This is a genomic window from Amycolatopsis balhimycina FH 1894 (genome assembly GCF_000384295.1).
Lineage (GTDB): Bacteria > Actinomycetota > Actinomycetes > Mycobacteriales > Pseudonocardiaceae > Amycolatopsis > Amycolatopsis balhimycina.
Genome location: NZ_KB913037.1, coordinates 9,011,245 through 9,023,558 on the forward strand (window position 1 = coordinate 9,011,245; position 12,314 = coordinate 9,023,558).

Annotated in this window: 15 protein-coding genes and 1 pseudogene; 7 read left to right on the forward strand and 9 right to left on the reverse strand. The window is 70.3% G+C overall.

The window, feature by feature from the left end; translation table 11 throughout:
* The first annotated feature begins 15 nt into the window (after window positions 1–15).
* Both A3CE_RS0141580 and A3CE_RS52405 read left to right on the forward strand, forming a co-directional pair.
* Entirely contained in the window at window positions 16–843 is an 828-nt protein-coding gene (locus A3CE_RS0141580; protein WP_169524050.1) for a helix-turn-helix domain-containing protein, read from the forward strand.
* A gap of 12 nt (window positions 844–855) precedes the next feature.
* On the forward strand, window positions 856–1,098 hold the full coding sequence (locus tag A3CE_RS52405; protein ID WP_043791368.1) for a DUF397 domain-containing protein: 243 nt from the start codon (window positions 856–858) through the stop codon (window positions 1,096–1,098).
* Here A3CE_RS52405 and A3CE_RS0141585 read toward each other — a convergent pair.
* Window positions 1,063–1,581, reverse strand: a complete 519-nt coding sequence (locus A3CE_RS0141585; protein WP_020646034.1) for a YqaA family protein — start codon at window positions 1,579–1,581, stop codon at window positions 1,063–1,065. The genes A3CE_RS52405 and A3CE_RS0141585 overlap by 36 nt on opposite strands.
* A 246-nt stretch (window positions 1,582–1,827) precedes the next feature.
* On the opposite strand from A3CE_RS0141585, the pseudogene A3CE_RS59020 reads away from it, so the two are divergent.
* Window positions 1,828–2,130: pseudogene (locus A3CE_RS59020) on the forward strand (GtrA family protein); the annotation flags it as partial.
* Between the two features lie 66 nt (window positions 2,131–2,196).
* Here A3CE_RS59020 and A3CE_RS0141595 read toward each other — a convergent pair.
* Window positions 2,197–2,754, reverse strand: coding sequence for a GNAT family N-acetyltransferase (locus tag A3CE_RS0141595; protein WP_020646036.1), 558 nt, complete (start codon window positions 2,752–2,754; stop codon window positions 2,197–2,199).
* A gap of 59 nt (window positions 2,755–2,813) precedes the next feature.
* Between A3CE_RS0141595 and A3CE_RS0141600 the strand changes: the two genes are divergently transcribed.
* Together A3CE_RS0141600 and A3CE_RS0141605 are read left to right on the forward strand one after the other, a co-directional pair.
* Window positions 2,814–4,028, forward strand: coding sequence for a winged helix-turn-helix domain-containing protein (locus A3CE_RS0141600; protein ID WP_020646037.1), 1,215 nt, complete (start codon window positions 2,814–2,816; stop codon window positions 4,026–4,028).
* Between the two features lie 262 nt (window positions 4,029–4,290).
* On the forward strand, window positions 4,291–4,521 hold the full coding sequence (locus tag A3CE_RS0141605) for a hypothetical protein (protein ID WP_020646038.1): 231 nt from the start codon (window positions 4,291–4,293) through the stop codon (window positions 4,519–4,521).
* Between the two features lie 55 nt (window positions 4,522–4,576).
* Here the strand turns inward: A3CE_RS0141605 and A3CE_RS53760 are convergent, their stop codons facing one another.
* From A3CE_RS53760 to A3CE_RS0141640, 7 genes are all read right to left on the reverse strand, one after another.
* Window positions 4,577–5,035, reverse strand: a complete 459-nt coding sequence (locus tag A3CE_RS53760; protein WP_020646039.1) for a zf-HC2 domain-containing protein — start codon at window positions 5,033–5,035, stop codon at window positions 4,577–4,579.
* Complete coding sequence (locus A3CE_RS0141615; protein WP_026469365.1) at window positions 5,032–5,541, reverse strand: sigma-70 family RNA polymerase sigma factor; 510 nt, start codon at window positions 5,539–5,541, stop codon at window positions 5,032–5,034. The genes A3CE_RS53760 and A3CE_RS0141615 overlap by 4 nt, the downstream gene beginning before the upstream one ends.
* A 15-nt stretch (window positions 5,542–5,556) precedes the next feature.
* Window positions 5,557–6,351: an enoyl-CoA hydratase/isomerase family protein gene (locus A3CE_RS0141620; RefSeq protein ID WP_020646041.1), complete on the reverse strand. Its 795-nt coding sequence runs from the start codon at window positions 6,349–6,351 to the stop codon at window positions 5,557–5,559.
* Window positions 6,352–6,361: 10 nt separating this feature from the next.
* Entirely contained in the window at window positions 6,362–7,621 is a 1,260-nt protein-coding gene (locus A3CE_RS0141625) for a ferredoxin reductase domain-containing protein (protein ID WP_020646042.1), read from the reverse strand.
* Window positions 7,618–9,147 (reverse strand): amino acid adenylation domain-containing protein, encoded by a 1,530-nt coding sequence (locus tag A3CE_RS0141630; RefSeq protein WP_051183976.1) that lies wholly within the window; start codon window positions 9,145–9,147, stop codon window positions 7,618–7,620. The genes A3CE_RS0141625 and A3CE_RS0141630 overlap by 4 nt, the downstream gene beginning before the upstream one ends.
* Before the next feature lie 329 nt (window positions 9,148–9,476).
* Window positions 9,477–10,400 carry a DUF4097 family beta strand repeat-containing protein gene (locus tag A3CE_RS0141635; RefSeq protein WP_020646044.1) on the reverse strand — a complete coding sequence of 308 codons (924 nt, stop codon included), beginning with the start codon at window positions 10,398–10,400 and terminating at the stop codon, window positions 9,477–9,479.
* A gap of 13 nt (window positions 10,401–10,413) precedes the next feature.
* Window positions 10,414–10,935 (reverse strand): toxin-antitoxin system HicB family antitoxin, encoded by a 522-nt coding sequence (locus A3CE_RS0141640; RefSeq protein WP_020646045.1) that lies wholly within the window; start codon window positions 10,933–10,935, stop codon window positions 10,414–10,416.
* 119 nt (window positions 10,936–11,054) lie between these two features.
* Here A3CE_RS0141640 and thyX point away from each other — a divergent pair, with 119 nt between their 5' ends.
* Both thyX and A3CE_RS0141650 read left to right on the forward strand, forming a co-directional pair.
* Complete coding sequence (thyX, locus tag A3CE_RS0141645) at window positions 11,055–11,807, forward strand: FAD-dependent thymidylate synthase (protein WP_020646046.1); 753 nt, start codon at window positions 11,055–11,057, stop codon at window positions 11,805–11,807.
* On the forward strand, window positions 11,807–12,202 hold the full coding sequence (locus A3CE_RS0141650) for an ACT domain-containing protein (protein WP_020646047.1): 396 nt from the start codon (window positions 11,807–11,809) through the stop codon (window positions 12,200–12,202). Before thyX ends, A3CE_RS0141650 begins: the two co-directional genes overlap by 1 nt.
* The last annotated feature ends 112 nt before the right edge of the window (window positions 12,203–12,314 follow it).

The window sequence follows — 12,314 nt, forward strand, 5'->3', positions numbered from 1 at the left end:
CGTAGCATCGCCCGCATGAAACCGACTTCACCGGGTACTCGGGCGTTGTCCGCTTCGCTGCGCGAAGTACGCGAAGCACGGAAGTTTGGGTTGCGTGAGCTGGCGCGGGCGCTCGAGGTCGACCCGCGACTGTTGTCCCAGTGGGAGCTGGGAGTTCGGGTGCCGCCGGTCGAGGAGGTCGCGCGGATTCTCGGGTATCTGCGGGTGGATCGCGCGGTAACGAGCCGGATCTTGTCCCTGGCGCAGCATGTCGAGGGTCCCAACTGGCTGGACTCCAACCCGTCGGATCTGCCAGCCGCGCTCACGGCGGTCATGCAGTGCGAACGTTCGGCGAGCCTGATCACCAACTGGTCGCCGCTCATCATTCCGGGCCTGTTGCAGACTCCCGACTACGCGCGCGCTTTGCTCGCCGCCTCCGACATCAAGGCGGAGGAGATCGATGCGCGGCTGGTGGCCCGCCTGAAACGGCAGCGCATTCTCTCCGGGTACGACCCGGTTCGGCTCAAGGCCATCATCTCCGAACTGGCGATCCGGGAGGTAGTCGGCGATGCGGACATCATGTCCGACCAGGTCGATCACCTGCTGCGCTTAGCTGTTACATCTAACATTTCAGTGCGGATCGTGCCTAATGAAGTGGGGTATCACCCGGGCAAGATCGGCATGTTCGCCCTTTACGAGTTCTCGGCGGATTCCGCGATCGTGTACATCGAGCACCACCACGCCAGTGCGTTCATCAACGAGTTGGAGGCTACCGACAGCTACCGGAAGCTCGTTAAGCTCTTGCAGGGCAAGGCATTGACCGAGGACGCCTCACTGGGCTTGCTTCGGGAGGCGGCGCGATAGTTCGGAGGCAGCGTGTTCACGTGGCGAAAGTCGAGCTATACCGCGAAAGAAGAGTGTGTCGAGGTTGGCTACGACTGGCACAAGTCGAGTTACAGCGGGGCAGCCGAGTGCGTCGAGGTGGCGCTCTCCGAGACCGTCGGGGTCCGGGACACAAAAGCGCGCCACCTCGGCCAGCTCACCGTCTCACCTGCCGCGTGGACTGCCTTGTGCACAGCGGCTTCAGTGGTGCAGCCAGCCCGCGAACATCGCGGGTGAAGCCGCGATCAAACTGAAGCGGATCCACCTTCCGGCCAGTCCCGTGGTGAGGAAGGTCGCGAGCCGCATCCGCACCAGCCCGGCCAGCACGCTCGTCGCCATGAACGGCGGCAACCCCACCAGGGAACTCACTCCGTAGGTGCCGGCCATCCAGTGCGGGTGCCGGTGGCAGCGCTCGCGCAGCCGCTCGACCCACCCGCGGATCCGTTTGGTCCGCAGCTGCCAGCGCACGCGCCGAGGCGTCATCGGGCGTTCGCGGTGCAGCCGGTCGTGCAACGGCTTCGGCAGCTTGATCGTCCCGCGCGCGGCCAGGTAGTAGAGCGTCTTCCCGGCGATCTGCCCGACCGCCACCGCCGCCCCGAGCCACAGCCAGTGGAGTCCCGGCTGGCTCGCGCACAGCCCGAGCAGGAAGACTTCGGCGTTGATCAGCGGCACGATGGCCGAACCGAACGCGACGCCCAGCGTCAGCAGGATCCAGCTCATCGTGTCACCTCCCGAAAATCGCTCGCGTTCTACCAAGTTATCAGTTCGAAATCTCCGCGCACGGGGGTTGGCCCCCGTCTTCGGCCGGTGGTCCGCACCAGAAGATCACCTGCCGGACGGCTTCCCGTCACCTCCCGTCGGAACACTGACGGGGTGGCCGCCGAGCAACCCCGTACGCCCGCTGACCGATTCGGCGCCCTCTGCCAGGCCGTCGTGCGCGTACTGCCGCTGGGTCTGTCGCGGATCGTGGCCCCGACGGTTCTCGGCTTCTGCCTCATCAACGGCTTCACGTTCGGCGTCGATCTCGCGCTGCTGACCGTCTTTCACGGGCTGCTGGGCTGGCCTGTCTGGCTGGCGATCACGCTGGCGTACCTCTGCGCGTTCGGGCTGAGTTTCGTGCTGAACCGGACGTTCAACTTCCATTCCCACGCCGCCGTGGGAACCCAGCTGGCGCTTTACATCGTGGCGATTGCCGTCAATTACGCGGTGTTCCTGCTGGGTGTGGGTGCGGGACTGACGGCGCTGGGCGTCGAATACCACGTCTCGCGGCTGGTCGCGGGCGCCTGCGAGGGCGTGTTCATGTACGCCGTGATGCGGTGGGTGCTCTTCCGGGACTCAGGCCAGGCCGAGGTCGAGGGTGCCGGTGAGCCGGACCTCGCGGACCATGCGCTCGCCGGTGTCGAGGGTGCGGACCGTGCCGTCGGGGTTCCAGCCGGCCCGGCGGTAGAAGCCGAGGGAGGCGTGGTCGCCCTGGGCGACCCAGGCGATGCCGCGGGAGGCGCCGTCGGCCCGCAGGCCCGCGGCGGCCGTCGCGAGTAGCCGTCCGGCGTGGCCGCGGCGTCCCCACCGCGGCTCGACGAGCAGGGTGGCGATCAGGCCGGTGGTGTCCGCGTCCTCGGGCAGGCTCCCATCAGCCTGGGCGACCTCGCCTTCGGGCGCGGGGCCGGCGACGCAGAACCCGACGGTGAACTCGCCTTCGGTGGCGACGTAGACCTGGCTGTCCGGGTAGTCGATGGTCTCGGTCCAGGTGCCGGCGAGGTCGGTGGCGTCCAGCTCCGCGAGGGCCTGCTTGCCTAGCAGGTCCTCGTAGGCGGCGTGCCAGGTGTCGCGCTGGATGCGGGCGATCTCCGCGGCGTCGGACAGGTCGGCGGGACGGACGGCGGCGTCGCTCATGGGTGCTGAACATAGCGGTGCCGGTTTTTGTCGGTGGTGGGTGGCACCATGACGGGACCATGCAAACGATCAGTGTCTCGACGGCCCGGAAGACGTTCCTGGCCGCACAGGGCTTCGCCGACCCACGTCCGTCCGTCGTGCCGTCACGGCGGCACCTGAAACGCGTGCTCTCCCGGGTGCAGCTGCTGCAGCTGGACTCGGTGAACGTCGCGGTCCGGGCGCACTACATGCCGGTGTTCTCGCGGCTGGGCGCGTACGACCCGGCGCTGCTGGACACGGCGGCGTGGGCGCACTCGGCACGTCAGCCGCGGCTGCTGGTGGAGACGTGGGCGCACGAGGCGAGCCTGCTGCCGATCGAGGACTGGCCGTTGCTCCGTTCGCGCGCGAAGCGCGACGGCTGGTGGAAGCACTACCGGCCGCTGATCGAGAAGTCGCCGGGGCTGGTCGAGGAGATCCTGTCCGTGGTCAAGGAGCTGGGCCCGATCGGCGCGGGCGGCATCGAACGCGCGGTGGAGGCGGACGCCCAGCGGCGGGGGCCGGGGTCGTGGTGGGAGCGGTCGGAGGTCAAACGCATCTGCGAGTACCTGTTCGGCATCGGCCAGCTGACGACGGGCACCCGGCGCTCCTTCGAACGCCTCTACGACCTCACCGAGCGGGTGGTTCCCCCGGAGATCCTGTCGCAGTCGGTGTCGGCGGAGGAGGGCGCGCGGGGGCTGATCGAGCGGTCGGCGCGGGCACTGGGCGTGGCGACGGAGACGGACTTGCGCGACTACTACCGCCTCGGCCCGGCCCCGGCGCGCCAGGCGGTGGCCGAGCTGGTGGAGTCCGGGATCCTGGAGCCGGTGGCGGTCCACGGCTGGAAGGCCGCGGCCTACCGCCACACGGCGGCTCGCACGCCGAGGACGGTGACGGGCCGGGCGCTGCTGTGCCCGTTCGACCCGCTGATCTGGGAACGCGCCCGCACCGAGCGGCTCTTCGGGTTCCACTACCGGATCGAGATCTACGTCCCGGAGCCGAAACGGTTGTACGGGTACTACGTGTTCCCGTTCCTGCTGGACGGTTCGCTGGTGGCGCGGGTCGACCTGAAGTCCGACCGCGCGGCCGGCGTCCTGCGGGTCCACGGCGCGTTCGCGGAGGAGGGCGCGGACGTGGCCAGGGTGCTCCCGGAACTGGCGGCGGAGCTGCGCCACATGGCGGAGTGGCTCGGCCTGTCGGGAGTGGCGGTGGGCACGCGGGGCGACCTGGTCCGGCCACTGGCGAAGCTGGTGCGCTGAGGTCAGGTGACGGCTGAGCAGCGGTCCCGACCATGCGTGCTGTTGATCACCCGGCTGGCGGTGTTGGCTACTTTCCCACCATGAAAGAGTCTTGAGAGTGCGCCAGGGGGGATCTTGGCTCAGAGGCCGTGCCTTCCGCTCATGTGCGAATTGATGCTTGCTGCTCTCGATTTGAGTGCGAGCATTTCAATTCGGGTTGCCCGTCAGTGCGCACGCACATCGGAAGAAGAGGGGAAAAATGCGCTTCAGGAATTTGGCTTTCTTGGCAATCTCCATCTTTCTGACCTTCGTCGGCGTGCAGTCGCAGGCCAGTGCGTCCGTCGTTGCCGGCGGCCCGCCCGGGTTCGACTACCACAGCCACTACACCGACCCGTACTCCTGCGCCAACAAGGGCAACGATGGAGAACGCCGGGGTCTGTGGCGCGACTACGTGTGCATCAGCAACAGTGGAACCAGTTACGACCTGTGGGTCTTGTGGAACGCGTTGGCCTAGCCGTGTGACGGGCGTGCGCATTCCGGTTGCCCCCGGGGTGTGCACGCCCGGCGGTTCACTCCGAGATCGGAACCGCCACAAACTCTTTTACGGTGCTCGACCGGGTGAAATATGTGTGGGTCCGCGAAGTCGCCGGGACCAGTGTCGTCCGCTCGATCCGCGGATCCGGCGAACACCCCGGCGCGAACAACCGCGAACCGGCCACCGCCCCCGCCAGCGCGGTCGCCGCCAGTGCCGCCGCCACCCGTGCTCGCCCGCGCCGCCGCTCGGCCCGCGCCGCGCGGACCAGCCCCGGCAGCAGGACCGGCGGCGAAACCGGCTCGAGGAGCTCCGCCGTCGTCTCGCGGGGCACTGCCGACAGGATTCCCGGCATCCCGGCGAACGACGCGACCGCCGCCGCGCACGAAAAACACCGTCCGAGATGCTGTTCGTACTCCCGGCGCTCACCCGGGGACAGGGCACCGAGGATGTAGGCGGCGTCCCAGTCCCGGTACGGATCCGATGGGCCGCTCAACGCCGGGTCAGCCCCCTCTCCTGCAGGGCCAGCCGCAGCGCGCGGAGCCCGTAGAACAGCCGTGAGCGCACCGTTCCTTCGGGCACCTCGAGCTCGGCGGCCAGCTCGGCGACCGACTGCCCCATGTAGTACGCGCGGACGATGACCGTGCGGTGGTCCTCGGTCAGCTGGGCCAGCACGTCGGTGATCACCCAGGCGTCCAGCGCCGAGTCGATCGGGTCCGTGTGCGACTCGTCCGGCAGCGCGGTCGAGCGCACCTCGCGGCGCGAGCGCGCGCTGCGGCGTTCGTCGATCACGACGTTGCGCGCGACGGTGAACAACCATGCACGCGAGGCCGGCTCGCCCTGTTCGAGGATCGCCGGGCTGTTCCACAGCCGCAGCAAGGACTCCTGGACGACGTCCTGGGCGAACTGGTCGTCGCCGGTCAGGCGCAGGGCGTACCGCCACAGAGCCGGGGCGTGCTGGTCGTGTAGCGCCTGAAGCAGCGCCGTGTGCGTCTCGTTGATGGCGTACCCACCCGATCAGCGTGCGGCCCTGCTGGTGAACACCGGTTCGCGTTTGCCGAGGAAGGCCGTCGTGCCCTCGCGCATGTCCGGAGTGGTGAACGCCGAGCGGAACGCCGTGAGCTCCAGCTCCAGGCCGGCTTCCACGGTCCGGCCGCGACCGGCGTTCAGCGCGCTCTTCGCCAGCGCCACCGCGTCGCGGGAATTGCGGGACACCGCCGTGATCGTGGCGCGGGCGCCGTCGAGCATGGCTTCGCGGCTGTCGAACACTTCGTTGACGAGCCCGATCCGCTGCGCTTCCGCGGCGTCGAGGTGACGGCCGGTGTAGATCAGCTCGCGGGCGCGGCCGGGACCGACCTGCCGGCGCAGCCGCACGCAGCCCCCGAACCCGGGGATCAGGCCGAGCAGGACCTCCGGCTGGCCGAAGACCGCCTTGGGCGTGGCGTAGACGAAGTCGCACGCGAGCGCGAGTTCGCAGCCACCGCCGAGCGCGTAACCGTCCACGCAGGCGATCACCGGCACCGGCAGCCATTCGAGCGCGCGGGTGACCTCCTGGCCCAGCGCGCCGAACCGTGCGCCGCGCTCGGGGTCCAGCGCGGCCATTTCGCGGATGTCGGCCCCCGCGACGAAGGCCGGGCCCGGCGCGCCGGTGAGCACGACTCCCGCCACCGCCGGGTTTTCGCCCAGCGAGGAGCACACCTCGAGCAGTTCGGTGAGTACCTCGGACGACAACGCGTTGCGCGCCCGTGGCCGGTTCACGGTCACGGTCGCGACGGGGGCCTGCAGGTCCACAGTGACGGTCGGGTCAGCCATGCTCTCTCCCTCACGAGTCCCAGATCGCGCCGAAGGCCGGGATCCCGCGGGCTTCCAGCGCTTCGACGACGTGCCACGTCGTCTTCTTGTTCGAAATGCAGATCACTGCTTCCGCGTCGAAGTCCCGGTGCGCGCTCAGAGCCAGTTCGACCAGGTCGGGTTTGCCGGCGCTGTCGGTGTCCCACACGACGGCGTCCGGCTGGACGGCGAGGATCTCGTCGACGAGATCCTCGCCGTAGGTGCGCCGGGGATGCCGCGTCGACCACACGAGCCGCGCGGGCGTCTCCCCGGAGAGCAGGTGCGGCAGGCACGGGCCGATGCCGCTGCCGGTGGCCACCCAGACCACCCGGCGGAACAGCTTGTCGATGTTGCCCACGCCCGCGGTCGGGATGCCCTTGACCCACAAGTGGGCGGGCTCGTCGTCGATCAGGGCGCCGGTCCAGTCGCCCGCCCGGGAGACGGTCAGCCGGAACCCGGCGCGCCCGGGCGCGGGGACGTTGGCGAAGGAATGCCACGCCAGCAACGGGTTCCGGCTCAGCGCCGTCGACGAGCCGGCGAACGGGGTCACGCCGTAGTCGAACGACAGCAGGGCCACGTGCGGCGACGGCCGGGTGATCCGCACCGGCACCCGACGCAGCCGCAGCCACGGCAGCGCGACGCTCGTCACGATGACCAGCAGCACCCAGAACGGACCCGAGCCGAGGAAGGGTTTTCCCGCCGCGCCGGCCAGCAGGACCGCGTGGACGGCGAACAGCACCAGCAGCGACCAGCCGCCGAACCGGTGGGAGCGCTCGAACAGGTCGTGCCGGCGGGCACGCAGCCGCGGCAGCGCGAGCACGACCATGACGGCGAGGACGCCCGCGATCGCCCACGTGGTCACCAGCAGGGCCGCCGGGCCGCCGCGGACGGTGAGCACGCCGGTGAGCACGAGGAACCAGCCGGTGGCGCAAAGCGTGCCGCCGACGTGCAACCCGCCGAAGTGGTAGACCTTGCCCAGTGTCCAGCGCAGCCGCAACGAGCGCCGCGGTGTGGCGGCTGTGGCCAGCCGGAACAGCAGGTTGATCACGAGCTGCTGGCGGATCAGCACGGCGAGCGTCAGGTTCCCCAGCACCAGCCGGGCGAGGACGCCGGGGTCGAGCGGGCCGGCGGTGGCCGCGAGGACGGCGTTCACGCCGACCACCGCCGCGGCCAGCCGGTTGTGGTGGGTCCACGGCCGTCGCTTCAGCCGGGCCCGCACGGACCGCGAGGCGGGGGCGAGCGTCGAGGTCATGCCACCGTCTCCGCCGGCTCGCGGCTGTCCAAACGGGACAGCAGGGCCCGCCGGTCCACCTTGCCCCGCTCGGTCAGCGGCAGGTAGTCGACCGGGACGATCATCGCCGGCACGCAGTAGTACGGCAGCACGGCTTCCACCGCGCGCCGGACGAGCTCGGGCTCGGCCGAGGCCGGTGTCACGAAGCCGGCGAGCCCGCCGCCGTAGAGCAGGGTGGCCGCCCGATCGCAGCCCGGGGCCTGCTCGAGCGCGGCGGTGACCGCGTCCAGTTCGACGCGGAAGCCGCGGACCTTGACCTGGTCGTCGGTCCGCCCGTGGTGCTCCAGCTGCCCGTCCGCGGTCCACCGCACGAGGTCCCGGGTGCGGAACATCCGGTGCGCCCCGCCGAGGAACGGGTCCGGGCGGTAGCGTTCGGCGGTGAGGGCCTCGTTGCCGGCGTACCCCGCGGTGACGCACGCGCCGCCGGCCCACATTTCGCCGACCTGCCCGATCGGGCACGGCGCCAGGTCGTCGCCGAGCACGTAGACCGTGGTGTTGGGCACCGGACGGCCGATGGTCAGGTGCCCGAGCCGGGGATCGTAGCGCTGGATCGTGTTGACGATCGTCACTTCGGTGGGGCCGCAGGCGTTGTGGAAGCTCGCCCGCCGCGCCCAGGCGCGGGCCAGCTCGACCGGGCACCGTTCGCCCGCCACGGCGACGGTGCGCACCCGGGGGCAGGCATTCGGGTCCACTGTAGACAGTACGCCGGGGGTGGCGATCACGACGTCGGCCTCGCGGGCGGTCTTCTCGATGTCCTTGCCGCGGATCACCAGGCAGCCACCGTGGGCCAGCGTGCCGAGGATTTCCCAGGCTGCCATGTCGAAGGCGATGTTCAGCAGTTGCGCGACGCGGTCGCCGGGCCGGATGCCGAGCGAGCCCGGCCGGGTGAGCAGGACGTTGCCGAGATTCTCGTGGGTGACCTGCACGCCGTTGGGCCGCCCGGTCGTCCCGGACGTGAAGATCACCATCGCGGTGCCGCCGGCCGGTGGTCCGCCGAAGCGGTGGTCGCCGCAGTGCTCGTCGTCGATGGCGACGACCCGGCCGAGTCCCGCGGGGATCGCGGACCGGTGCTCGCGCGTGGTGAGGACGACGTCGATGCCCGCGGTCTCCACGATGTGCTCCAGTTGCGTGGCGGGCGTGATCCTGATGTCCTGCGGCACATACGCCGCGCCCGCGCGGAGAACGGCGAGCAGGCCGACGACCATCGGGATCGACCGGGTGAGGAACAGCCCGACGTGCTGTCCCGGCCGTACGCCGAATCGGGTGAGTGTGGCGGCGAGTGCGGCCGACCGGCGATCGAGTTCGGCATAAGTGAGGGATTCGCCCAAATGCTCGATGGCGAGCGCGTTCGGGCGAATGCGCGCCTGCGCGAGCACGGCGTCGTGAATTCCGCGGAACGGGACCCGGGCGGGTTCCCCGGTGCCGAACCGCTGGAACAGCGCGCGATCGGCGGGGGGCAGGCCCGGTAGTGAGGCGGGCCGGATCATCGCGGTCACTCGGTCACCTTTCGCCGGACCGACGCAGTCAACCGATGTGAACGAGACAGCCCCGCGATTCGTTCAAAGCTTTTGCGGAAAATTCCGATGTTGCGCTGAGTACGGGAGAGGGTGATCGGTAAACGATTATTTCGACGAATTCATCATTCGTTCGCCGGTTTTCCGTGTCTGTCCCCTCTGGTATTTCGCGCGCACGCCGAGGAGGGGCCGTTCCCGGCACCCCCACCGGGAACGGCCCCTCCGCTTCCCCCCTTACTCAGTCATGTCTTCGGGGGTTCCGGGTGGCGGAGCCCCCGGCCCGGGCCGGAGGCCCGGTTGTCTCAGCCGGCCGCGCGCGTCACCACGGCGTTGCCGGTGCCCGTGCGGGCGCGGACCTTCAGCTTCACGCCGCCTTCGGGTGCGGCGTCGGCGACGTCCAGTTCGCTGGAGACACGACCGGCGCTGGAGGTCAGGTCGACCTCGGCGGCCGTCCCGCCGCGGATGCCGATCCGGACCTCGCCGGAGCCGGTGATCAGGTCCAGCGAGCCCGAAGCGGCGTCGGCCACCGAAAGGTCGCCGCTGCCCGTGCGGGCCATCACTTCGCCGGACACCGCGCCCAGCCAGACGTCCCCCGTGCCGGTGGCCAGCGTCGCGGACCCGGCGATCGACGACGCCTCGACGTGGCCGCTGCCGCTGCGCAGCTGCAGCCCGCCCAGCGTCGGGCCGAGCTTGACGCCGCCGCTGCCGGTGCGGATCGTGGCCGAGCCGTCGGCGCGGTCGAGCTTCACCTCGCCGGAGCCGGTGAGCAGGTCGACGCGGCCGGCCGAGCCGGTCACCGTGACGTCCGCCGCGCCGGCCCGCACCTCGACGTGCGATCCCGCCGGCGCGTGCACCTTCACCGCGAGCGCGACGTTGCGCAGCTGCCACGCCTTCGGCGCGCTCACGACCAGGCGGTTGCCGAGCTTCTCGATCCGGCTCTGCCGCACCGCCTCGGCGGGGGAGGCCGCCGGGTCGACGCCCAGCTGGTCGCCGAAGCGTTCGCCGACCCAGGACAGCAGGTTGTTGACCCCCGCCACCCACGGCTGCTGCTCGCCTTGGTCGTGCCGCAGCTCGACCCGCGCGCCGGAGTCGCCCTCGAGGACGATCTCCACGCGGCCGATCGTCACGCTGACGTCGAGCTCCAGCGGGACGTCGGTCTCGAACTCGTCGACCCGCACCAGTTCGTCGTTCGGCTCTTCGGCCGGTGTCGTCTGTTCTTCGCTCATCGTTCTCGTCCCCTCAGCCTTCGACCCAGCCGTGCAGGTGCGACCCGCCCCGGTCATCCCGGTCGCGGTGGTGCTTGTGGCTCCCGCCGCCGAGCGCGCCGTGCCCCAGCGCGCCCTGGACCGCCTGCGAAACGAACGTGTTCAGCGAGACGCCCTGGGCCGCCGCCGCGCGTTCGGCCTGGCCCTTGATCTGCTCGACCAAGCGCAGCGTGATGCGGGAGATGTCCCCGCCGTCCATGAGCGGTGGCGGCGGCGTGGTGTCACGTGGTGTCTCACGTGACACCGGTTCCTCCGCGGCGCCGGAGACGACGACGCGGACGTCGCGGCCGTCGAGCCGCACGTCGACCACCTGGCCAGGCAGTGCGGCCGTGACCTCGGCGGCGAGGTCGGCGAGGGCGTTCATCAGGGTCAGGCGGACGGCGGGTTCGAGCGCGGAGGACAGCAGCGCGGCCGCCCGCCGGGTGTGCTCGTCCCCGGCCGCGGCCGTGTTCGCGAGGTCCTCGCGAAGGCTGGCGATGTACGGGGTCAGATCCATGACACCACTATGACGTCATCGGTGACGTCAGTCAAGGAGCCGGTGATGTCACCTGTGTCGCCCGGGAGTGGGCGCCCCCACGCAGTTAGGCTGCGGGGAGCCGGAGAAGGAGTGCTGACGTGGCCGAAACCGTGTCACCCAGGGTGCAGCTGATCGCGAAGACGGAGTTCTTCCCGCCCGAGGACGTGCCGTGGTCGACCGACGCGGACGGCGGCGAGGCCCTCGCCGAGTTCGCCGGCCGCGCCTGCTACCAGTCGTGGAAGAAACCGAACCCCGCCACCGCGACCAACGCCGGCTACCTCGAGCACATCATCGACGTCGGCCACCTTTCGGTGCTGGAGCACGGTTCGGTGACCTTCTACATCACCGGCATCTCCCGCTCGCTGACCCACGAGCTGATCCGGCACCGCCACTTCTCCTACTCCCAGCTCTCGCAGCGCTACGTCCCGGAACGCGACGCCGAGATCGTCGAGCCGGACGTGATCGCGAACGACCCGGTGCTGCACGAGAAGTTCCTCGCCGCGACCCAGGCCAGCGTCGACGCCTACACCGAGCTGCTGGCCGGGCTCGAGGAGAAGTTCGCCGACGTCCCGACCGCGACCCTGCGCCGCAAGCAGGCCCGCCAGGCCGCCCGCTCGGTGCTGCCCAACGCGACCGAGACGCGCATCGTCGTCACCGGGAACTACCGCGCCTGGCGGCACTTCGTCGCGATGCGCGCCACCGAACACGCCGACGTCGAGATCCGCGAGCTGGCCGTGGAATGCCTGCGGCAGCTGCAGAAAGCCGCGGCGAACGTGTTCGCCGACTTCACCATCTCGACGCTGCCCGACGGCACCGAGATCGCCACGAGCCCGAAGGTGCTGGAAGGCTGATGAAGCGACTCGCGATCGACGTCCGGCCCGGTGACTACGCCGTCGTGCGGTTGCCCCCGGACGCCGCGGTGCCCGCCGAGCTCTTCGAACCCGGCGAAGACTTCGTTTCGGTGACCCGGACGCCGGAAGAACTGTCCGTCATCTGCCCGGCCGGCCGCGAACCCGCCGGCAGCACGGCCGCCGAGGACGGCTGGCGGCTGCTGTCGGTCCGCGGCCCGCTGGAGTTCACGCTCACCGGCATCATCGCCGCGCTGGCCTCCGAGCTGGCCGCGGCCGGGGTCGCGCTGTTCTCGATGTCGACGTTCGACACCGACCACATCCTGGTCCGCGCCGCCGACCTCGACCACGCCGTCAAGGCCCTGCGCGAATCCGGCCACGAGGTCGCCCACCCCTGACCCCAGGTCCGTGAATGGCACATTGAGGGACTTCAAGTCCCTCAATGTGCCATTCACGGCTTTCGGGGTACCCGGGCGCGAAGGGTGGGAGCCGTCACCCTTGAAAAGTAAA